This is a genomic window from Nocardia sp. CA-119907 (assembly GCF_050955995.1).
In the GTDB taxonomy this organism is placed as follows: domain Bacteria; phylum Actinomycetota; class Actinomycetes; order Mycobacteriales; family Mycobacteriaceae; genus Nocardia.
Genome location: NZ_CP192091.1, coordinates 9,138,359 through 9,159,996 on the forward strand (window position 1 = coordinate 9,138,359; position 21,638 = coordinate 9,159,996).

Annotated in this window: 20 protein-coding genes; 6 read left to right on the forward strand and 14 right to left on the reverse strand. The window is 66.5% G+C overall.

Annotation, left to right across the window (positions count from 1 at the left end):
- Nucleotides 1–89: 89 nt before the first annotated feature.
- Both ACQP2D_RS40990 and ACQP2D_RS40995 read right to left on the reverse strand, forming a co-directional pair.
- Nucleotides 90–1,388 (reverse strand): M18 family aminopeptidase, encoded by a 1,299-nt coding sequence (locus ACQP2D_RS40990; RefSeq protein WP_433681254.1) that lies wholly within the window; start codon nucleotides 1,386–1,388, stop codon nucleotides 90–92.
- Nucleotides 1,389–1,717: 329 nt separating this feature from the next.
- Nucleotides 1,718–2,143, reverse strand: coding sequence for a MarR family winged helix-turn-helix transcriptional regulator (locus ACQP2D_RS40995; protein WP_433681255.1), 426 nt, complete (start codon nucleotides 2,141–2,143; stop codon nucleotides 1,718–1,720).
- A gap of 49 nt (nucleotides 2,144–2,192) precedes the next feature.
- Between ACQP2D_RS40995 and ACQP2D_RS41000 the strand changes: the two genes are divergently transcribed.
- Nucleotides 2,193–3,269 carry a substrate-binding domain-containing protein gene (locus ACQP2D_RS41000; RefSeq protein WP_433681256.1) on the forward strand — a complete coding sequence of 359 codons (1,077 nt, stop codon included), beginning with the start codon at nucleotides 2,193–2,195 and terminating at the stop codon, nucleotides 3,267–3,269.
- 157 nt (nucleotides 3,270–3,426) lie between these two features.
- Here the strand turns inward: ACQP2D_RS41000 and purQ are convergent, their stop codons facing one another.
- Together purQ and purS are read right to left on the reverse strand one after the other, a co-directional pair.
- Nucleotides 3,427–4,107, reverse strand: coding sequence for a phosphoribosylformylglycinamidine synthase subunit PurQ (gene purQ, locus ACQP2D_RS41005; protein WP_433681257.1), 681 nt, complete (start codon nucleotides 4,105–4,107; stop codon nucleotides 3,427–3,429).
- Nucleotides 4,104–4,340 carry a phosphoribosylformylglycinamidine synthase subunit PurS gene (purS, locus tag ACQP2D_RS41010; RefSeq protein ID WP_062988386.1) on the reverse strand — a complete coding sequence of 79 codons (237 nt, stop codon included), beginning with the start codon at nucleotides 4,338–4,340 and terminating at the stop codon, nucleotides 4,104–4,106. The genes purQ and purS overlap by 4 nt, the downstream gene beginning before the upstream one ends.
- A gap of 95 nt (nucleotides 4,341–4,435) precedes the next feature.
- Between purS and ACQP2D_RS41015 the strand changes: the two genes are divergently transcribed.
- Complete coding sequence (locus ACQP2D_RS41015; RefSeq protein WP_433681258.1) at nucleotides 4,436–5,080, forward strand: MBL fold metallo-hydrolase; 645 nt, start codon at nucleotides 4,436–4,438, stop codon at nucleotides 5,078–5,080.
- A gap of 87 nt (nucleotides 5,081–5,167) precedes the next feature.
- On the opposite strand, the gene ACQP2D_RS41020 is transcribed toward ACQP2D_RS41015, so the two are convergent.
- Nucleotides 5,168–6,535, reverse strand: coding sequence for a dipeptidase (locus tag ACQP2D_RS41020; RefSeq protein ID WP_433681259.1), 1,368 nt, complete (start codon nucleotides 6,533–6,535; stop codon nucleotides 5,168–5,170).
- A gap of 580 nt (nucleotides 6,536–7,115) precedes the next feature.
- Here ACQP2D_RS41020 and ACQP2D_RS41025 point away from each other — a divergent pair.
- The gene (locus ACQP2D_RS41025; RefSeq protein ID WP_433681260.1) at nucleotides 7,116–8,534 is read left to right on the forward strand and encodes a glutamate decarboxylase; all 1,419 of its coding nucleotides are present in this window, start codon (nucleotides 7,116–7,118) and stop codon (nucleotides 8,532–8,534) included.
- Between the two features lie 146 nt (nucleotides 8,535–8,680).
- Here the strand turns inward: ACQP2D_RS41025 and ACQP2D_RS41030 are convergent, their stop codons facing one another.
- The 3 genes from ACQP2D_RS41030 to ACQP2D_RS41040 all read right to left on the reverse strand — a co-directional run bounded on the left by ACQP2D_RS41030 (nucleotide 8,681) and on the right by ACQP2D_RS41040 (nucleotide 11,905).
- Nucleotides 8,681–9,382, reverse strand: coding sequence for a DUF2334 domain-containing protein (locus ACQP2D_RS41030; protein ID WP_433681261.1), 702 nt, complete (start codon nucleotides 9,380–9,382; stop codon nucleotides 8,681–8,683).
- A 143-nt stretch (nucleotides 9,383–9,525) separates the two neighbouring features.
- Nucleotides 9,526–11,730, reverse strand: a complete 2,205-nt coding sequence (locus ACQP2D_RS41035; RefSeq protein WP_433681262.1) for a S9 family peptidase — start codon at nucleotides 11,728–11,730, stop codon at nucleotides 9,526–9,528.
- A gap of 10 nt (nucleotides 11,731–11,740) precedes the next feature.
- Complete coding sequence (locus tag ACQP2D_RS41040) at nucleotides 11,741–11,905, reverse strand: hypothetical protein (protein WP_433681263.1); 165 nt, start codon at nucleotides 11,903–11,905, stop codon at nucleotides 11,741–11,743.
- On the opposite strand from ACQP2D_RS41040, the gene ACQP2D_RS41045 reads away from it, so the two are divergent.
- Nucleotides 11,904–12,680, forward strand: a complete 777-nt coding sequence (locus ACQP2D_RS41045) for a hypothetical protein (protein ID WP_433681264.1) — start codon at nucleotides 11,904–11,906, stop codon at nucleotides 12,678–12,680. The genes ACQP2D_RS41040 and ACQP2D_RS41045 overlap by 2 nt on opposite strands.
- The gene (locus tag ACQP2D_RS41050; RefSeq protein ID WP_433681265.1) at nucleotides 12,611–13,519 is read left to right on the forward strand and encodes a DUF2330 domain-containing protein; all 909 of its coding nucleotides are present in this window, start codon (nucleotides 12,611–12,613) and stop codon (nucleotides 13,517–13,519) included. Before ACQP2D_RS41045 ends, ACQP2D_RS41050 begins: the two co-directional genes overlap by 70 nt.
- A gap of 35 nt (nucleotides 13,520–13,554) precedes the next feature.
- Here ACQP2D_RS41050 and ACQP2D_RS41055 read toward each other — a convergent pair whose 3' ends face one another.
- The 5 genes from ACQP2D_RS41055 to ACQP2D_RS41075 form a co-directional block, all read right to left on the reverse strand.
- Entirely contained in the window at nucleotides 13,555–14,511 is a 957-nt protein-coding gene (locus ACQP2D_RS41055; RefSeq protein WP_433681266.1) for an alpha/beta hydrolase, read from the reverse strand.
- A gap of 157 nt (nucleotides 14,512–14,668) precedes the next feature.
- Entirely contained in the window at nucleotides 14,669–15,091 is a 423-nt protein-coding gene (locus tag ACQP2D_RS41060; RefSeq protein WP_433681267.1) for an HIT family protein, read from the reverse strand.
- Between the two features lie 273 nt (nucleotides 15,092–15,364).
- Nucleotides 15,365–16,786 carry an adenylosuccinate lyase gene (gene purB / locus ACQP2D_RS41065; protein ID WP_433681268.1) on the reverse strand — a complete coding sequence of 474 codons (1,422 nt, stop codon included), beginning with the start codon at nucleotides 16,784–16,786 and terminating at the stop codon, nucleotides 15,365–15,367.
- A gap of 6 nt (nucleotides 16,787–16,792) precedes the next feature.
- Nucleotides 16,793–17,431 carry a TetR/AcrR family transcriptional regulator gene (locus ACQP2D_RS41070; RefSeq protein WP_433681269.1) on the reverse strand — a complete coding sequence of 213 codons (639 nt, stop codon included), beginning with the start codon at nucleotides 17,429–17,431 and terminating at the stop codon, nucleotides 16,793–16,795.
- Nucleotides 17,432–17,574: 143 nt separating this feature from the next.
- Nucleotides 17,575–18,741: a pyridoxal phosphate-dependent aminotransferase gene (locus tag ACQP2D_RS41075; protein ID WP_433681270.1), complete on the reverse strand. Its 1,167-nt coding sequence runs from the start codon at nucleotides 18,739–18,741 to the stop codon at nucleotides 17,575–17,577.
- 132 nt (nucleotides 18,742–18,873) lie between these two features.
- On the opposite strand from ACQP2D_RS41075, the gene ACQP2D_RS41080 reads away from it, so the two are divergent.
- Nucleotides 18,874–19,857, forward strand: a complete 984-nt coding sequence (locus tag ACQP2D_RS41080) for a M23 family metallopeptidase (RefSeq protein WP_433681271.1) — start codon at nucleotides 18,874–18,876, stop codon at nucleotides 19,855–19,857.
- A gap of 315 nt (nucleotides 19,858–20,172) precedes the next feature.
- Here ACQP2D_RS41080 and purD read toward each other — a convergent pair whose 3' ends face one another.
- A complete protein-coding gene (gene purD, locus ACQP2D_RS41085) occupies nucleotides 20,173–21,444 on the reverse strand; it encodes a phosphoribosylamine--glycine ligase (protein WP_433681272.1) in 1,272 nt (423 codons plus the stop codon).
- Between the last annotated feature and the right edge of the window lie 194 nt (nucleotides 21,445–21,638).

The window sequence follows — 21,638 nt, forward strand, 5'->3', positions numbered from 1 at the left end:
GGTCATCGAGCACTGTCACCAGAGCAGCCGTTGTCGGTTTCGCCCGTGCTGGCAACGAACGACTTCCGGCAGCTGGTAGGCCGAATGAACTACCGGTCGACCGGCGCGGGGGTCAGGAAGGCGGCCAGCGCGGCGGCATAGGCCGCAACATCCGCCGCGCCCATCATTTCCCGCGCCGAATGCATCGCCAGCTGAGGTGCGCCGACATCGACGGTCGGCATGCCGGTGCGGGCGGCGGTCATCGGACCGATCGTCGAACCGCACGGCAGGTCGGCGCGGTGCACGTAGCGCTGCAACGGCACATTCGCCTGGGCGCAGGCCAACGCGAATGCGCCAGCACCGGTCGCGTCGGTGGCGTAGCGCAGGTTCTGATTGACCTTGAGCACCGGGCCGCCATTGACCTCGATGCGGTGCGCGGGCTCGTGCCGGTCCGGGTAGTTGGGGTGCGTGGCATGCGCCATATCACCGGAGGCACAGATGGATCCGGCCAGGGCGGCCAGATATTCGGCGCGGCCGCCGCCACGCGAGAGCACAATGCGCTCCAGCACCGTCGGCAGCAGATCGGACTGCGCGCCCCGATCGGATTGGCTGCCGACCTCCTCGTGGTCGAACATCGCCAGCACCGGAATGGCCGCACCGGGTTCGGCGATCGCCGCGAGGAAGGCGCGCAGTCCCGCGTAGCAGGTGCCCTGATTGTCCAGCCGCGGTGCGCTCACCAGATCGCCGTCACGTCCGACCGAACGGCTCGGCGCCAGGTCATGGGTCATCAGCTCCCAGCCGAGCACGTCGGCGGGATCGACCTGCGCGCGTTCGGCGACGAAATCGAGGAAGGAGCGCGGCTGCGCGCCGATACCCCAGATCGCGTTGACGTGGCGCTGCGGGTCCAGGGTGACGCCGCGACGGTCCTCGGAGAGGTGGATCGCCAGCTGCGGCACCCGCAGAATCGGTTCATCGATGCGAACCAGGCTGTCGCGCATCGCATTTCCGTCGCGCACGCTGAGCCGCCCGGAGATGCCGAGTTCGCGATCCAGCCACGAGTTGAGCCAGGCGCCGCCATACGGTTCCAGCCCGACCAGCTGCCAGCCGACCGATACCAGATCCGGATGCTGCTTCACCCGCAGATTCGGGCTGTCGGTATGCGCGCCGACCACTCGGAACGGCGTCGCGCCCGACGCATCGGCCGTCGCCCAGGCGACCAGCGAACCGCCGCGCACGACGTAGTGTCGGCTCGGCCCGTCCGATGGCCACGGCTCCGATTCCGCGAGCGGGGTGAAGCCATGCGCCTCCAGCTCCCGCGCGACCGTCCGACAGACATGGAACGGCGACGGCGAGTCATCGATGAAGGCACACAAACCGGCGGCCGTGGCAGTGGTAGCGGAAACGGGCATGTCTGCGATCCTAAGCAGACATCGCAAGGACCTCGTAGCGCTGCACGATCTTTGATCAGTATGGCGGCGTGCTCCGACGAAGATCGCGGTCACCAGGACTCACTGTCGCGCTCGAGTACAACCTGATCTCGTCATAGATCACTCCATGGTCGAATATCGGGGCAGCACAATGAAGGCCTACATCAGGTGGGCCGTCGAGGACACCGAACTAATTCCGGAACTCAACTGAAGCAACGCCATTCCGCTCGTTCATAGATACGGAACCGAGCGCTCGGGACGTTTCGCCGGATTAATTCATCCGACGATTAAGGCTGACCTTACTTTGAGAACTACTCGGCGGAAACGAGTTCGAGTAAACGCATCAGCTCGGCATAACGGCGCGCACCGATACGCGAGCGCAACTGCTGCTCGGCGCGCACCTCTTCGGACCGCACCGAATCGACCAGATCCGAACCGAGCCGACTCAGGCCGATCAGGATGCGGCGGCGGTCGTCCTCGGCGGCGACCCGGAAGATCAGACCGCGTTCGGCGAGGGCATCGGCGTGCCTGGTCGCCGAGGACGGCGGTAGCTGTGACCTGGCCGCGAGCTCACTCATGGTGACCCCGAACTCGGTGGACAGATTCGACAGCATCGACCACTGATCGGCCGTGAGTTGCCTGGCACACAGGGCGGCGTCAAGGTGGCTCAGCCAACGCCGTTCCGCGGCACGCAGCGCACCATGCAGCGTGGAATATCCGCTTACAATGGTCGTCATTATTTCCTGCCTGCCATGAATTTCGCTCGAACCAGAAGAAGAGTACCGAATGTCAGCGTTCGGCGAGAGCCCAGACGGCACGATCGAGATACTGAACATAGTTCCGATGCAGGGACCGGGCGGTATCGTCGCCGCATCGTGCGATGCCGCGATTTCCCTGGCCGTCGATGAAAGCAACTCTGGCGCCGGATTTCTCGGCCGCGAAATTCGTACTACGAATATCGATGGCGGCCGGAACCCGCGTGCCGTCGCCGACGAGGTTTCGGCGCTGCTCGCCACCGGAATGGTGCATGCGATCACCGGCTGGCATACCTCCGCGGTGCGGCTGGCGGTGGCACGCGCCAATGCCGGCCGGGTGCCATATCTCTTCGCGACCGGACACGAGGGCCTCACCAATGAGCGCCCCGGGGTGCTGATGCTCGGCGAACATCCGGCGGGCCAGACCCTGCCCGCGGTGCACTGGCTGGCGCGCGAATACGGCGTGCGCCGCTGGGCGATCATCGGCAACGACTACATCTGGCCGCGCGAATCGGCAAAGGCGGTGCGCCGAAGTCTGCCCGATCCGAGTGCCATCGTGCTGGAGCGGTTCGTCCCGCTCGGCGCACCGGATTTCGGCGACTTCCTCCGCCATCCCGCGCTGGACAAGGCCGACGCCGTCATCATTCTGATGGTCGGCGCGGATGTCTCCCGCTTCAATAGGCAGTTCGCCGCGACCGGGCGCGCCGATACGCTGCTGCGCATCAGCCCGGCCGCCGACGAGAATGTGCTGCTGGCGGGCGGCCCCGATGCCAATCACAACTTCTATGTGGCATCGAGCTTCTTCGTGGACCCACACACCAGCGACGGACGCGACCGGCTGGCCCGCTACCGCCGACTACACGGCGACTTCGCGCCCGCGCTGACCAGCTTCAGCAATATGAGCTACGAGGCGATCCACACGCTGCGCGCCATCGGCGAGACGGTCGGATCACTACATGTGCCAGCGGTGCACGCGGCGCTCGATGCGGGCGTGCTGCTCGAAACACCCGGTGGCACCAGGAGATTCCTCGGGAACCAGGCCCAGCAGCACGGCTATATCGCAGTGGCCGACGGCGTCGATTTCGACATCATCGCCCAGATCACCTGACGCGGTGACCACCACGGACCGGTCATTGCGAGCGATCGTTCGCCGACCGGCCGGAGCGCAGGCGCCAGCCGCCCGACCGCCACCCTCATCGAATCGCTACGCGATACCGCTATTCGGGCCGCGAACACGCCGCACCGTCATGCGGCTCGCATCGGATCTACGAGGCGGCGACGAGCGTGTCGAGCACCGAAAGGAACAGACCGAGGCCGTCATCGCTCGGACCGGTCAGCGGCTCGGTGGCGTGCTCCGGATGCGGCATCAGGCCGACGATCCGGCCGTCGGCCGAGGCGATGCCCGCGATATCACGCTGCGACCCGTTCGGATTGTCGCCGGCGTAGCGGAATACCACCCGGCCCTCACCCTCGAGTTCGTCGAGCACCCGCTCGGAGGCCTGGTAGCGCCCCTCGGCGTTCTTGATCGGGATGAGGATCTGGGCGCCGGGCTCGAAACGCGAGGTCCACACGGTATTCGCGGATTCGACGCGCAGCCATTCATCGCGGCACACGAAGTGCAGGCCCTCGTTGCGAGTCAGCGCGCCGGGCAGCAGACCGGCTTCGCACAGGACCTGGAATCCATTGCAGATACCGAGCACCGGCAGGCCCTTGCCCGCGGCCTTGACGACCTCGCCCATCACCGGCGCGAACCGGGCGATGGCACCGGCGCGCAGGTAGTCGCCATAGGAGAAGCCGCCGGGCACGACCACCGCGTCGACCTGCTTCAGATCGGCATCGGCATGCCACAGGCTGACCGCCTCCGCGCCCGCCAGTTTCACCGCCCTGGCGGCGTCGACATCATCGAGCGTGCCGGGAAACGTAATGACCCCGATGCGAGCCGTCATGAAACCCGCACGACCTTCCAGTCCTCGATCACGGTGTTGGCGAGCAGCGCCTCGGCGATCTGTTCGAGCTCCGCGTCGCTGACACTGTCGTCGACATCGAGTTCGAATCGCTTGCCCTGCCGCACATCCGACACTCCGGCGAATCCCAGGCGCGGGAGTGCACCGGCGATGGCCTGCCCCTGCGGATCCAGGATCTCGGCCTTCGGCATCACCTCGACCACGACTCGTGCCACGCGTTGCTCCTCAGGTGGTGTTGGGGTTACCTGAGCAGCGTAGTTGTCCAGCTTGTCCGAGCTACGGTCGGGGTCTTGTCAAATAGCATGGCCCCATGCGCATAGCCCACTTCGGCCACTCCTGCGTCCTCGTCGAGTTGCACGGCAAGAAGGTGCTGTTCGATCCGGGTACCTTCTCGCACGGCTTCGAGGGCATTACCGGCCTGGACGCCATCGCGGTGACCCATCAGCACCCCGACCATATCGATCCGAACCGGATCCGAGCGCTGCTCGACAACAATCCGAACGCGCGCCTGTTCAGCGATCCACAGACCGCACAGCTTCGCGACGAACCGTGGGAGGCGGTGCACGCGGGCAATGTGATCACCCTCGGTGACCTCCAGATCACCGGAGGCGGCGGCAGGCATGCGGTGATCCACCCGGAAATCCCGGTCATCGATAACACCGTCTTCCAACTCGGCACCCCGGACGATCCAGCACAACTGGTCCACCCCGGCGACTCCCTATGGGTGCCACCCGTCCCGGTCGGCGTACTCGCGATCCCAGCCTCCGCCCCATGGATGCGCATCAGCGAGGCCGTCGACTACCTGCGCGCCGTCAGCCCCCGCACCGCCTTCCCCATCCATTTCGGCATCATCCACCCCGACGCCCAGGGCATCTACTTCACCCGCCTATCCGAAATGCGCCCCGCCGGAACAGACTTCACCGTCATCTCCCCCGAAACCCACCAATACTTCTAGCCTCGGATTCGGACATCCGATCGCCATGCGCTCATGCAGGTAGACATCGAGAAGGTGCCTGCGTGAGTGCGTGGTGGGAGCCCGGGGTTAGGGGCGCTGTTCGGCGTAGGTGGTGAGGAAGAGGGCTTCGGCCAGGGCCATGTGTTCGATTTCGGTGGGGTCTACGCTTTCGTTGGGGGCGTGGATGAGGCATTTCGGTTCTTCGACGCCGAGGAGCATGATCTCCGCGTTGGGGTAGGTGTCGGCGAAGACGTTGCACAGGGGGATCGAGCCGCCCTGGCCCTGGGTGGTTGTCGCCCGGCCGTAGGAGGCGGTGAGTGCGGCGTCCATCGCGGTGCGCGCGGGGCCGCCGCTCGCGGATCGGAACGGTGCGCCGGTCGCTTCGGTCTCCACCGTGAGCTGGGCGCGCCACGGAGTATGTGCGCGCAGATGCGCGGTCAACAGTTTCAGCGCCTGGTCCGGATCGGTGCCCGGGGGAATGCGCAGGCTGAGGCGGGCACGCGCGGAGGCCTGAACGGCCGCTGCTGAGCCGACCACCTTCGGTGCATCGATGCCGAGGACCGTCAGAGACGGACGCGCCCAGAGCATATCGGCGACGGTACCGTCACCGGTGAGTTCGACGCCGCCGAGTACGCCGGCGTCGGTGCGGAATTGGTGCTCCGGGTACTGCACGCCAGGCCAGCGCTGCTCATTGGGCAGACCGGCAACGGTGGTGTTGCCGTGTTCGTCGTGCAGTGATGCGAGCAGGTGGACGAGCGCGGCGAGCGCATCGGGGGCGGGACCGCCGAACATGCCGGAATGCATCGGCCCTGCCAGCGTTTCGATGGTGACGATGACATTGACGTTGCCGCGCAATGTCTCGGTGAAGGTCGGCACCCCGACGGCGAAATTCCCGCTGTCGCAGACCAGGATCGCATCGGCACGCAGTAGCTCCGGATTGGCCTCGACGAATCGTTCCAGTCCGCCGGTGCCCTGTTCCTCGGAGCCCTCGGCGACCAGTGTCACGCCGAGCGGCAGATCCGCACCGAGCGCGCGCAGCGCGGTCAGGTGCATCACGATATTGCCCTTGCAGTCCGCGCTGCCGCGCCCGTACCAGCGACCGTCCTTCTCGGTCAGCTCCCACGGCGGCGTGCGCCAGGCGCCGTCATCCAATGGCGGCTGAACGTCGTAGTGGCAGTAGAGCAATACCGTCGGCGCGCCTTCGGGCGCGGGACGCGAGGCGATGACCGCCTTGCTGCCGTCGGGTGTTTCGTGCAGGCCCACCTTCGTCAGTCCGGCCGCGGCGAACACGTCCGCCACCCACTGCGCGGTCCGGTCACATTCCTCGGCAGGGAACTGCCGCGAATCGGCCACCGATTTGAACGAAACCAGTTGGGTGAGATCTATTTTCGCCTGCGGCATCAGAGCGGCCACCCGCGCGCGCAGGTCGGCGGTACGGGGATCGTCGGAAATCATGCCAGCCTCACTTGATCGTATCGTCCTCGAAAACCGTTCAGAATAAATGCCACCGCCGACACCACTCTTACACGCCGACCCGATCCGATCCGCGCATTCCCGCGCCGCGTCGTGGGTGCCGCACGCGGTCATCGACGCGATGGTGTGCGGGGATATTGCCAGCAATTGGGAACCGTGCGCGCGCAGACGGGCCGAGTGACAGGCGGACCCGCCTCCACCAATTGCTCACCGAAGATGGCAATCGAGCACTGCAGGAAGCAATGGTCGAGCGTCAACTCCGGTGGATTGCGCGTATTGCCCGAAACCGGCTCCTGATCTCGGGGTCCCCGCGCCCGAGCACGAGCGAAAACGTTGGATTTCTCTTGATGACGAAGGGCGTCTCGACGGCCCGGTCGCCGATGTGGGATTCCGTAGCGGATAGCACTTGCTATGTGACATGCTGATAGTCCACATGCTGACGTTCAAATAGCTAGCATTAATAGGATCTCGATGAATATATAAGTGACACAGCTAGTTTCGAACGCCACGGAACTGGTATCAGCTGTTTGACGACAATTGCTGCGAGTGCGCTGGAGGCGAGATGAGGGCTAACCCGGAATCCGACGACCTATTCGCGATGCCAGCATTGGACCGGACCGCACCCAAAAGCGGATTCCCGGCTCCCGAGCTACTTCCCGACGTCGCCTATGAGATCGTGCACGACGAACTCATGCTCGACGGCGTATCCCGAATGAACCTGGCAACCTTCTGCACCACCTGGATCGATCCCAAGGCGCTGCTGTTGATGGCCGAATCCATCGACAAGAACATCGTCGACAAGGACGAGTATCCGCAGACGGCGGAGCTGGAGCGGCGCTGTGTGCGGATGGTGGCCGATCTGTGGCACTCCCCCGATCCGGCAACCACGCTCGGCACCTCCACCACCGGATCCAGTGAGGCGGCGATGCTCGGCGGCCTGGCCGCGAAACTCCGCTGGCGCAAGCGCGGCGGCACCGGTACGCCGAATTTCGTCTGCGGCCCGGTGCAGGTGTGCTGGGAGAAATTCGCGCGCTACTTCGATGTGGAGATCCGCCAGATACCGCTACGCGGCGATCGGCTCACCATGCATCCCGACGATGTGGCCGCGCACTGTGATCACCGGACCATCATGGTGGTGCCGACCTTCGGCCAGACCTTCACCGGACTGTTCGAGGATGTCGCGGGGATCAGCAAGGCCCTCGACCAGGTACAGGCGGTCAGCGGCCTGGACATTCCGATCCATGTCGACGCCGCCAGCGGCGGGTTCCTCGCACCGTTCACCGCACCGGATCTGATCTGGGACTTCCGCCTGCCGCGGGTCAAGTCGATCAATGCCTCCGGCCACAAGACCGGCCTGGCCCCGCTCGGCACCGGCTGGGCGATCTGGCGCGAGGCCGCCGATCTGCCCGCGGAACTGATCTTCGATGTGGACTACCTGGGCGGCAGCATGCCCACCTTCAACCTCAACTTCTCCCGTCCCGGCGGACAGGTGGTCGCGCAGTACTACCACTTCATCCGCCTCGGCCGCACCGGCTACACCCGGCTGCAGTCGGCGATCTACCACGTCGCCCAGTACCTGTCCGACGGTCTGACGCGGCTGGGGCCGTTCGAGATCATCCACGGCGGCAATCCGCACTATGGCATCACCGCGGTGTCGTGGCGGCTGCGCGGCGAACCCGATTTCAACCTCTACGACCTCTCCGATCGGCTCCGCACCCGCGGCTGGCTGATCGCCGCGTACCCGCTGCCCCCCGATCGCGAGGACGAAACCGTCATGCGGGCGGTGATCCGGCACGGATTCAGCCACGACATGGCGGATCTGCTGCTCGCGGATATCGTCCGCTGCCTCGAACAATTGGCGAAGCATCCGCTGACGACCTCGCTCACCCGCGCCGAGGCAGGCGGATTCACCCACAACGCGACCCCGGCGGTACCGACCGAGCAAACCACCGAAGCGGCTGCGGCACAGTCGAAGTCGTGACCACCACGACCGAACCTCGGTGCCGCTGACCTGACCTCCACGGTCCCCGCACCGGGCCGCGCGCCGCCGCCCGGTTACGCCAATACGGGCGGCGGCGCGCCCCTCGTGCGGCGGTGCCGACACACCCCCCACACGACTTGTGCCGATCAAGCCGCCCTGGCGGCGGTGAACGGCTCCCAGCGGTACACCTCGCTGGTCGCACCGTGGAACAGCGCGAGATCGACCGCGTCGAGCATGGCCTGACGCGGACCGGAGCGGCCCAGTTGCGCGGCGGAAACGGCCAGCCGCAGCACACCACCGCGGCGTGCGGTCCTGGCCGCACCCAGCACCAGCGCGCGACACCACCACGGCTCGGCGCGGAAGCCCTCGCCTATGCCGTAGACGCGCGCCTTCTGCGCAACGTTCCGTTCGAGATCCAGGATCGAGGTCAGGCCGAGCGCGAGCCGGAAGCCGACCTCCGGCAGTGCCTCGATCGCACCGGCGGAGGCATCCCAGCGCGGGGCCGCGAACAGCCGGGTGCGCAGTTCCACCTGTTCCAGCACCCGATCCGCGGCGGTGAGCCGCAGCCGCGCCTCGTGCCGTGGCAACGTGGCGAATTCGGCTCTGCGCCGCTTGGTCGCCGCCTGGTCGTAGCCGTGCAGCACGATCGCATCGCCGCGGGCCCGGCGGCCGCGCAGCCAGGACTGCGTCGCCGCATCCTCGACCAACCGGTACCCGTTCTTGAGCCGGGGCGCCACCAGCAGCGAGAGGCGCACGTCGCGGCGATCCATCTCGGCCGCGAATTCGATTGCCGCATCCCGCGTGGTGTCCCGGATCCCGGAGATCGACACGATCAGCTCAGCGTTCATGCACCCACGGTGCCAGCCGCAGATGTACTCGGCGTGCAGGGCGGATGACCCGCCGACGAACAGTCCGTCACACCAGTGTCGCGTGATCGGCACCCGAGACCGCGGGGTAGCGCGGCCGGGCGTACCGACCGCGCACACCTGCACTAGGCCTCCGCGAGGCCGAGGGTGTCGAGGACCCAGGCGTATTCGAACGCGACTTCCTTCCACTTCTCATAGCGGCCGCTGACGCCACCGTGGCCCGCGCTCATTTCGGTCTTGAGCAGCAGTGGTGCGTCGCCGGTCTTGGTCGCGCGCAGTTTGGCGACCCACTTGGCGGGTTCGACATACAGGACGCGGGTGTCGTTGATGCTGGTAATGGCCAGAATCGCCGGATAGTCCTTGGCCTCGACGTTCTCGTAGGGGGCGTAGGACTTCATGTAGTCGTAGACGTCCTTGTCCGCCAACGGGTTACCCCACTCGTCCCATTCGATGACGGTGAGCGGCAGCGATGGATCCAGAATCGAGGTGAGCGGGTCGACGAAGGGCACATTGGCCAGAATGCCCTTGAACAGTTCGGGCGCCAGATTCGCCACCGCACCCATCAGCAGACCGCCCGCACTGCCACCGTCGGCGACCAGCCGGTCCGGCGACGTGGCGCCGGTATCGATAAGATGCCTTGCGCAGGAGACGAAATCGGTGAAGGTGTTCTTCTTGGTGAGTGTCTTGCCGTGCTCGTACCAGAGCCGCCCCATTTCCCCGCCACCGCGCACATGCGCGACCGCGAAGACCATGCCGCGATCGAGCAGTGACAGCCGCGATACCGAGAAGGACGGATCCATGCTGGCTTCGTAGGAGCCATATCCGTACAGCAATAGCGGTTTCGGCCCCTCGGGGAGGTTCTTCCTGCGCACCAGCGAGATCGGGATCCGGGTGCCGTCCGCCGCGACCGCCCAATCCCGGTGCTGCTCATAGTCGTTCGCATCGAAGTCGCCGAGCACCGGCTGCTCCTTGCGCAGCAGCAGTTCACCGGTCGCTGGCACATAGTCGAAGACCTGCATCGGCGTGATGAACGAGGTGAGCCCGATGCGCAGCGTCGGCTGCTCCCACTCCGGGTTGGCGCCGGAACCGACCGCGAAGAGTTCCAGATCGAATTCGAGTTCGCGCCGCTCGCCATAGCCGGATTCGGTCAGCGGCCAAATGGCGACGCGGGTCAGGGCTTCGCGCCGGTAGCTCAGCACCAGATGGCTGGCGAACGGGTCGATATCCTCGAGCCGCACATCGTCGCTGTGTCCGATCAGCAGCGTCATATTCGACGGATCCGATACCGGGGCCTCGGCGAGCACGAAGTTCTCCGCCTTCACCCCGTCCACCACATCGTTGTGCAGGATCAGGAACCGGTCCTCGCCGCCGACCACCGCATGTTCGGCGGAGTATTCGACACCCTCACGCCGCGGCAGGATGACCCGGAATTCCCCCTCCGGATTGTCGGATTCGAGCACCAGACCCTCGGTGGTGATCTTGGAGCCGACCCAGATCATCAGGTACTTCTCCGAGCGAGTCGCGCCGATGCTCACCCAGTAGCGCTCATCGGGCTCGTGGAAGACCTTGACGTCATCGGCCTCCGGGGTGCCGAGCCGATGCCGCCAGACGGTATCGGGCCGCCAGGATTCGTCGACCGTCTGGTAGAAGACGTGCGTACCGTCCAGCGACCAGGTCGCGCCGGGCGCGGTACCCGCGATCTGGTCGGCGAGCACCTCACCGGTGCGCAGATCCTTGAATCGCAGCATGTAGCGCTCGTCACCGCTGGTATCGACGGAGTAGGCGAGCAGATTGCCGTCGTGGCTGACCGAGAAGGCGCCGAGTGCGAAGAAGTCGTGGCCATCGGCGAGCTCATTGCTGTCGAGCAGCACCTGCTCCCCGGGGATCTCGGAATCGACTTCGAGTCGCGGCGGAGTCCAGGCGTCGATCCCTTCGGCTGCCTCCTCCGCGCCCGTCGTTCCCGCCGGGGCGACGATGGGACAGCGGCAATGCACGCCGTATTGCTTGCCCTCGAAGCTGCGCGAGTAGTACCAGAACTCACCCATCCGGGTCGGCACCGACAGGTCGGTCTCCTGGGTGCGCGCCTTGATCTCGTCGAAGATCTTGTCCCGCAGGCCGCCGAGATGCCTGGTCTGGGCGTCGGTGTAGGCGTTCTCGGCCTCCAGGTAGGCGATGACCTCTGGACTTTCCTTATCGCGGAGCCATTCGTACTCGTCGATGAAGACGTCGCCGTGATGCACCCGCTCGGTGGGCACCGTCTTGGCGATCGGGGCCGCCACCACCGCCGATCCATTGCCGGAGCTGGTAATCGTTCCACTGTCGAGAGCCATGGGCTCCACCCTACTGTTCCGACACCTCCTCGCCCGCCGAGCTGATGATCTCGTCGAGTACCGCACAGGCTCGGTGCATATCTTCGAGTGCCCGGCCGAGGAGCCTGCGCTCCTGCACGAGTTTGTCGGAGAGGAACGGGGTGGCGGTGGCGTTCGTGCCCAATCGGATCGTCATGTCACCGATGACGCGGTGGCGCTCACATCCGGACGGCTCGCCGACCGCCGATGTCGCCGACGACTACGCGCAGCGGGCCAGCGCCGGACTGATCGTGACCGAGGGCATCTGGCCGCATTCGACCGGCCAGAGCGAGGCCTGGGTGCCGGGGCTGCAGACCGGTCGGCACATCGACGCCTGGCGGCGGGTCACCGAGGCGGTGCACGCGGCAGGCGGGCGCATAATCGCCCAGCTCATGCACGGTGAGCGCAAGGGACATCCGCTGGCACGGGTCGACGGCTCCTGGCCCGCCGGACCGTCCTCGGTGGTGGATGACGATCGGGCGCATCTGCTCGACGGCACCAAGGCCGATCCGATCACGCCCGGTGCGTTCGACCGCGCCGAAATCGCCGCCCTCATAGGGCATTACGCGTCGGCTGCCGCCAATGCGATCGCGGCGGGCTTCGACGGTGTCGAGATCCACGGCGTCAATAGCTATCGGCGCGCGCTCGACAATCGGGGCGCGCCTGAGAATCGGCGCGCACTCGAGAATGCGGCTGTACGGCCGCGAATCCCAGTAGGCTCGCGGCCATGCCTGCCGCAATCGCAGTTCGTCTGCTGGCCGTGGCGGCGATTCTTTTCGCCACGGCCGGAATCGGTACGCTCGCACCGGCTTCCGCCTGTGCCTGCGGCGGGGTGGCCAATCCGCCCGGTCGCCCGGCCTCGGTGGGCGAGGAGACGGCGCTGGTGGGCTGGGACGGACACCGCGAGACCGTCCTCATGCGACTTGCCCTGAAATCCGGCACCGACCAGGCGGCGCTGATCGTGCCGACACCGAAACCGGCCACTGTCGCAAGCGGTGATGCGGCGACCTTCACCGAACTGCGGAATCTGACCGCGCCCAGAATCGTCACGGAGCGTCGATGGTTCTCGCGGTCGTCGCGGGGTTCCGCCAGCGAGGGTGCGATGAGCGCCGCGGGTGGCGGTCCCACCGTCGTCGATCGCGTCCAGCTCGGTCCGCTGGAGGCGACCACCCTGTCCGGCGGCAACCTGGACGGCATTCGAAAGTGGCTGAGCGACAACGGCTACGAAATGCGTCCCGAGGTGATCGGCACCCTCGATCCTTATCTGCGCGAGGGTTGGTCATTCGTCGCGATGCGCCTCACCAGCGCCAAACCACTGGACGGCGCAATAGATCCGGTTCGCCTGACCTTCGATTCGGACCGATTCGTCTACCCGATGCGCATGTCGAGCGCCGCGAAACAGGCACAGTACGTCCATCTTTACGCACTGGGCGAGCACCGCCTGCGACGCACCGACCCAGATGCCACCACCCAGACGGTATCCGTCGATTTCGCGGGCCGAGTCACCACCACCGATCCCCAACTCACCCAACTGGCGGCGAACGGCCACGACTACCTGACCGAACTGCGAGTTTCGATCGACCGCCCCGCAGATATCCACTCCGACTTCACCTTCGACCCCGACACCACCGACGCGCGGACCTACCAAACCATCCACCGAACCGAAAGCATCGAACTCTTCGGCCTCCCCGCAGGCCTCGTCATCCTCGGCACAGCATCCCTGGCCACACTCGCCGTCATCTTCGCCATCATCCGCATCCTCCGCACCTGAACGAGCCGCCCTCTCTGGGACATCGGGGGCAGGGGTCAGGCGCCGATGGCGGGCGCGATGGTGGGCCAGGAGGTGTGGAGGGTGTCCTGCCAGTAGGACCAGGAGTGGGTTCCGGTGGGGCTGTAGTCGATTTGGGCGGGGATGTTCAGGGCGCGTAGGCGCTGTTCGAATTCGATGACGCAGGTGTTGACGCCTACCTCGACGGGGCCGCCGAGGAAAATGTTCTCGGCCAGTTGGGGTTTGACCTCGGCCTCGTGCGGGCCGGGGATGCCGGTGCCGGTGGAGAGGTAGATCGTCTTGCCGCGCAGGCGATCCGCGAGTGCCGCGGCATCGTGTTCGGCCCAGGCGGGGCTGCCGGCAGCACCCCACATATTCACCGGATTGCCGCCGCGGTTGGCGATGGAGAACATCACCGCCCCCGTGGCGAGGGTGGTGTCCGGACAGGAGCTGTAACCCGCGACCGCCCGGTACATTTCGGGATGGCGGACGGCGAGGATGAAGGCGGCATTGCCGCCCATGGAGAGTCCGCCGACGGCATTGACGCCATTGCCGTAGCGCGCGTCGATGATCGGCGGGAGTTCCTCGGTCAGGAACGTCTCCCACTTGTAGCGGCCGAATGTGGGATCGTCCTGCTGCCAATCGGTGTAGTAGCTGGCCTGGCCGCCGACGGGCAGCACGACATTCACGTTCTTCCGCGCGAAGAATGCCTCGGCGTCGGTGGCATTGGTCCAGGTGCTCTGGTTGATGCCCGGATCGAGACCGTCGAGTAGGTAGAAGGTCGGGTGCGCGCCGCCATCCGCCGGGTGCAGGACCTGGACCTGAACGATCCGTCCCATCGATGGCGATTCGATGAAGATCGCCGAGCGCGTCTGGCTCAGCTCATCGATCCGATCGACTCGTGCCGCCGATGCCGTCGCGGGATCGACGACCATGGGGCCCACTGATGCGATCGCCAAGGCCAGCACCGCAACGGCTATCCTCGTTAGCCGCATGTCCCCACCTCCGTCACCGCATGACAATGACCACCAACGTAACGCACGCCGCGACGTTGGGGAGGACATTCGAAATCCCCACGTTTCCACGGCAAACTATCCGGTACGCAACAACTTTCACGCCAAACCGGCAGCCACAGCACTCCCGCGCGACGGCTCAGCGATCGAGCGCGCCGCGGATCGAACTCGCCAGATAATCCAGGTCGGCACGGCGCGGACTGGTCGGCCGCCCGCGCAACCCGAACCCGTCACCCGACGTGCGCGGAATGACATGCAGGTGCACATGGAATATTTCCTGACCGGCGGTCACCCCGTCGGCCAGGAAGAAGTTGACTCCATCACATCCCACCTCGCTGGCCCGCAGCGCCCCCGCCAATTTCTGCCCGACCTGGAACAGCTTCCCCCCGACCGCCGGATCCAATTCCGCCAGACTCCGCGCCGCCACCTTCGGCACCACCAGCAAATGCCCGGGCGTCATCGGCCGAATATCCATAAACGCCACCACATCATCGTCCTCGAACACCCTGCTGGCCTCCGCCCGCCCAGCAATGATGTCGGCAAAGATCGTGTACGGATTCACGCGGAAACCCTAACCCTCCCCACACCCTCACTCGGACCGGAAAATGGCCGTCCATCCCGCGCCGAGACCTCAGCCCCGGGGCACTCGCCGCTTGGCACCCGCGCTCCAGATGGACCGCCCGCCAGGGTCGCCCAGCCAGCCCGATAGCCGCGGCCCAGCACTGAGGACCGGTCGCAGCGCCGAGGCCCGAAGCGTTGGGCGGACCTCTAAGATCCGGATTCCGCGTGAATCCGGCTCCGCAAACGAATTGCGAGCAGCCGAGCGATCTCGGGGCTACAGGATCGGCGACGGGGTGTAGCGGGCGGCTTCGGGGTACTGGTCGACGAGCTTGTGCACCGCGGCCACGACGTCGGAGACCTGCGCTTCGGCGGCACCGACGAAGGCGGACCTATCGGCCAGGGCGGCATCCAATTCCACGCGGTCCAGGGGGAGGCGGGAGTCGGCGGCGAGACGGTCCAGCAGATCCGGTTCGCGGCCCTGTTCGCGCATGGCGAGTGCGACGGCCACCGCGTGTTCCTTGATGACCTCATGGGCGGTTTCGCGGCCGACGCCAGCACGGACCGCGGCGATCAGCATCCGGGTGGTGGCGAGGAATGGCAGGTAGCGGTCGAGTTCGCGGGAGACGACGGCGGGGTAGGCGCCGAATTCGGCGAGCACGGTGAGGAAGGTTTCCATCATGCCGTCGATGGCGAAGAAGGCGTCCGGGAGCGCGACACGGCGCACGACCGAACAGAAGACATCGCCCTCATTCCATTGCGCGCCAGCCAATTCGGCGGCCATCGATGCATAACCGCGCAGCACCACCTGCAGACCGTTGACACGCTCGCAGGAGCGGGTGTTCATCTTGTGCGGCATGGCCGAACTGCCGACCTGGCCGGGCTGGAAGCCCTCGGTGACCAGCTCATGGCCCGCCATCAGGCGGATGGTGTGCGCGAACGACGACGGACCCGCACCGACCTGCACCAGGGCCGAGAGGACGTCGTGGTCGAGCGAGCGCGGATACACCTGGCCGACGCTGGTCAGCACATTGGCGAAACCGAGATGCCGCGCGACCTGCTGCTCCAGGGTCGCCAATTTGGCCGGATCGCCGCCGAGCAGGTCGAGCATGTCCTGTGCGGTGCCCATCGGGCCCTTGATGCCGCGCAGCGGGTAGCGGTCGATGAGTTCGCGCAGCCGGGTCAATGCGATCAGCAGTTCGTCGGCGGCGGAGGCGAACCGCTTGCCGAGCGTGGTGGCCTGCGCGGCGACATTGTGCGAACGGCCCGCCATCACCAGCGTCTGGTATTCGGCGGCCCGCTGCGCCAACCGGGCCGCGACCGCGACACCGTGCGCGTGCACATGTTCGAGCGAGAGCCGGATCTGCAGCTGCTCCACATTCTCGGTGAGGTCGCGGCTGGTCATGCCCTTGTGCACATGCTCATGTCCGGCGAGTGCGTTGAATTCCTCGATGCGCGCCTTCACATCGTGGCGGGTGACCCGCTCACGTTCGGCAATCGAGGCGAGATCCACCTGGTCGATGACCCGCTCGTAGTCATCGATGACGCCAGCGGGCAGCTCGATGCCGAGTTCGGACTGCGCCCGCAACACCTCCAGCCACAGCCGCCGCTCGAGCACGATCTTGTGCTCGGGCGACCAGAGATGCACCAACTCGGGGCTGGCGTATCGGGTAGCAAGGACGTTCGGGACGAGGCTCACGTCTGGCTAGTCTAGTGACCTGAACCTGTCGACCTGCTGCGGCGTCGCGGGCGCGACGATATCGATGACCTCCAGCAACGCACCGCGCGCCATTCGCCTTGGCTCCGGGTCCATTTCGCTCAGCGCCGCGACCACGGCCCCGTCGACCACCGCGACCATCCTGCGCAACTGCTCCGAGCGGACCGCCCGATCGGAGCGGCGCAGCACATCGGCGAGCAATTCGTCGAGTTGCGCCCTCAGTCGTAGCTGGACTTCCCGCAGTTCGGGGTGCCGCGCCGAGGCCACCGAACGCTCGTAGCGCGCGATCAGCTGTCCGCGCGCGCCCTCGTCGTGGCCGTCCGGCCCCACCAGTAGGTCCAGCACCAGATCGACGGTCGCCTCGGCACCGCGGCGGCGATGACTCACCTCGCCGACCCGGCGGCGCATCGCGTCCAGTTCCGCATTGCCGCTGAACTCGACCGCCCGGGCGATCAGATCATCGAGCGATTCGAAGTAGTACGTCGTCGACGCCAGCGGAAGGTCGGCGCGCGTCGCGACCGAGCGATGCCGCACCGCATCGAATCCGCCTTCGAGTAGCAACTCTGCGGCGGCCGCTACCAAAGCCTGGCGACGCCGTTCGCCTTTCGGGGTCGTCGCGGTTATCACCGTGCCATCGTGCCAGTCGTCATCAGTTCATCCGTGCGAAATCAGAGAGAGGAAACCAGAGAGTGAAAACCCAGCATCGTTGTTCTACCGTATCTGCGCCTGCTTGGTGAGCAACTATGCAAACTCGTTGGCGGACAGCGTGATCAACCACGTAGATAGTGACCGAGCCGAACGAGTGCGGCCTCGATATCCGCGGTGGCACCCGCGAAGGAGAAACGCACGGTCCGGTGTCCCGCCACGGTGTCGAAGTCGACGCCGGGCGCAAGTGCGACGCCGGTGTGGTCGAGCACCTCGGCACACCATTTGCGCGAATCGTCGGTGAGATGGCCGATATCGGCGTAGGCGTAGAAGGCGCCGTCGGCTGGGGCCAGCTCGGTGATGCCCAGTCTCGGCAGGCCATCGAGCAGCAGTTGCCGATTGATGGCATAGCGACGGACATGGCCGTCGAGTTCTTCCTTGGCCTCGGCGCCGAACGCGTGCAGCGCCGCGTACTGCGAGACCGCGGGTGGACATACGGTCATATTGGACGCGAGCCGCTGTAATGCGGGCCGCAATCCGCTCGGCGCCAGCATCCAGCCGAGGCGCCAGCCGGTCATCGAGAAGTATTTGGAGACCGATCCGATGACCACCGAAGTACGCGAGGTCTCCCAGGCCGATGAGGTCCGCCCCACGCTGACGCCCTGGTAGGTGATGCCGTGGTAGATCTCATCGGAGATCAGCAGGGTGTTGTGCGCATCGCACCAGCGGGCCAGTGCGGCGAGTTCATCCGGATCGATCATGGTGCCGGTCGGATTGGCCGGGCTGGCCACGATCAGCCCCGCCGGCGGCTCCGGCAGCGCCTCGAGCATGGCCACGGTGGGCTGGAATCGGGTTTCGGCACCGCAATCGAGTTCGATGACGCGGCAGCCGAGCGCGGCCAAGGTGTTGCGGTAGGCCGGATATCCCGGACGGGCCACCACGACGGTATCCCCGGCGTCGAATGCGGCCAGGAAGATCAGGGTGAACGCGCCGGAGGATCCGGTCGTCACCACGACGTCGTCTGGTTCGACGTCGTATCCGTAGGTATCGCGGTGGTGTTCGGCGATGGCCTCGCGCAGCGGGAGAATGCCGAAAGTCTCTGTGTAACCGAGCAATTCGGATTCGATCGCCAGCTTTGTCGCGCGCAGCACCGGGGCGGGGGCCGGTGTGGACGGCTGCCCGGCCGCCAGCACCAGCACGTCGCCATGGGTCCTGGCACGTTCCGCAGCAGCCTTCCAGACATCCATCACGTAAAAAGGTGGAATGGTCGACCGGCGAGATTCTCTGGACACCCGACGTACGGTAGACGGTCCCCCATCTCGTCGGTTCGCCGATCCTCGGGTTTTGTGCTACTGCGGAGAAATGCGACCGGCCGCGCGATTCGGCAGGTGTCGAACGCGTCGCGCGGGTTATGGTCAGCGCTAATGCTCGACAAGGCGCGCCGCGCGCGGCTGGATCGAATACCAGGGGTGGGTGGCATCGGTGTCATACCGCCCGATTGGCGCGCCGCCGGGCGGGAACGGCGCGATTGCGAACTGCGCGCGCTGCCGGGACGGGCGCGTGAGGTGCTCGGTGAATGCAAAGACGGTCTGCTCTGGCTACGCCGACAACCGGCACCCGACCTGCGCGCGCTATGGGAGGCACGGCCCGAGCCGGACTATCGGGCACTCCTGCGTAAACACCGGATCCTGATCGCCGGGGTCACCGCCACCGCCATCTTCGCGGCAGCCGATTCCTCGTTCGCCTGGGCCGTCACCGATCGCACACCCGGGCCCGATGAGGCGCAGCGCGTCGCCTTCGCCTATCCGCAGCAGATGCAGTCCACGCCGCCGTCGGTGAAGCGCTATCTGAACGCCATCGCCAATGGCGAACGCATCCGCGAGCAGGAGGTGGTCGCGGCGGCCGCCCGCGCCACCCTGGAACGCGCCAAGGCGGAGGCCGCGGCGGCGGTCTCCGGGGAGTATCAGCCGTGGATGGCGGGCAGCGCGCCGGCCACCGCGGGTGCGCTGCTGCCCGGCCTCACCGGCATGGTGCTGCCGACGCGCGGCGTCTTCACCTCGGGTTTCGGTTCACGCTGGGGCACCTTCCACAACGGCATCGATATCGCGGGCCCGATCGGCACCCCGATCTACGCCGTCGCCAGCGGAACCGTCATCGATGCGGGCCCCGCGCAGGGCTTCGGGCTCTGGGTGCGCATCCGCCACGATGACGGCAGCATCACCGTCTACGGCCATATGTACGACTTCTTCGTATCCGTCGGCGAACGCGTGCCCGCGGGTATGCAGATCGCCCGGATGGGCAACCGCGGCGATTCCACGGGTCCGCATCTGCATTTCGAGGTCATCGTCAACGGGCAGCATGTGGACCCGCAGCAGTGGTTGGCAGCGCACGGTCTCAGCTTCGGCTGAGCTGTGTTGAAATTTGCCGCGCCTGCGGCGCGGCGTGTTCGCGGCCCCCTGGTATCTCGCGTCCGAGCCGTCGAGACTCGCGACTGCGTCGCATGCGCTTCGACGACTCGGACGCGAGACGGGCCGCGAACGTCGCTCGTAAGACTCGCTCCGTAGTGGGTCGCCTGGGGCGGGGTAGTTCGGTGTCGGAGGTGCGCCGCCCAGCGACCGAGGCTCGTGCGGTACATGCGCTTCGATGACTTGGACGCGACACAGGCCGCGAACGTCGCTCGTAGGACTCGCTCTGTTGTGGCCGCTAGTGCCGGTTGATGCCGTTCAGACCGAAATGCGGTCCTCGACGGCGGCCAGGCCGATGTCGGTGCGGAAGTGGCTGCCCGGCAGTTTGATCGAGGCGATCCGGTCGTAGGCATTGGTGCGGGCCGCGGCCAGATCCGAGCCGGTGCCGACGATGCTGAGCACTCGACCACCCGCCGAGACCAGGGCCCCGTCCTCGCGCAGTGCGGTGCCCGCGTGCAGGACCGCGGATGTGTCGTCGGCGGTTCCCTCGCCCGCCCCGGTGATCACATCGCCGACGCGGGGCCGACCCGGGTAATTCTCGGCGGCGATCACGACCGTGACGGCCGCGCCGTCGCGCCAACGCGGTGCGGCGACCTCGGCCAGGGTGCCGGTGGCGGTGGCGTTCAGCAATTCGCCGAGCGGACTTTCCAGCAGTGCGAGCACGGCCTGGGTCTCCGGATCGCCGAAGCGGCAATTGAATTCGACGACGGCGGGTCCGGCCGCGCCGATCGCCAGACCCGCGTAGAGCAGACCGGAGAAGCCACAGCCCCGCCGCACCAGTTCCGCAGCGACGGGCTCGACGACATCCTCGACGATGGCGGTGACGGTCGCCTCGGGCAACCACGGCAGCGGCGTGTACGCGCCCATCCCGCCGGTATTCGGCCCGGTATCGCCGTCACCGACGCGCTTGTGATCCTGCGCGGGCAGCAGCGGCACCACCGTTTCGCCGTCTACCAGGCAGAACAGCGAAACCTCCGGACCGTCGAGGAAGGATTCCAACAGCACCGGATGGCCCTGCTCGAGCAATTCGGCACCGTGATCGCGGGCCGCGTGCCGGTCGGCGGTGACCACCACACCCTTGCCCGCGGCGAGCCCGTCGTCCTTGACCACCCAGGTGGGACCGAAGCGGTCGAGTGCGGCGTCGAGTTCGGCCGGATTGTCCACGATCTCACTGTGCGCGGTGCGGACCCCGGCGGCGGTCATCACGTCCTTGGCGAAGGCCTTCGAACCCTCGATGCGGGCGGCCGCGGCCGACGGGCCGAAACAGGCGATGCCCGCGGCCCGCACCGCGTCGGCGACGCCGAGCACCAGCGGCACCTCGGGTCCGATCACCACCAGCTCCGCGTCCAGCTCGGTGGCCAGGGCGACCACCGCCTCGGCCGAGCAGGGATCGACCGGCTTGACCTGCGCGTGCTGGGCGATCCCGGCATTGCCCGGCGCCGCGAACAGCGCGGTCACCGCGGGGTCCCGGCGCAGGGCCAGGACGAGGGCATGTTCACGGGCTCCGGAACCGATGACGAGTACGCGCACGGGCAACAGCTTAGGTTGTCGCCAACCATGGCTTTCCCGCCTCCCCGGAACTTTTGCCGGTCGTTGGATACGTCGTAACTTCGGCCGCGCAATCCTGGCTCATTCTCGGGAGCGCCCGGACAGTTACCGAGGTGTTCACGAAATCAGTCGTCACGTTAACGGCTACCGGTGGGTGTCGGGTGGATCATTGATGA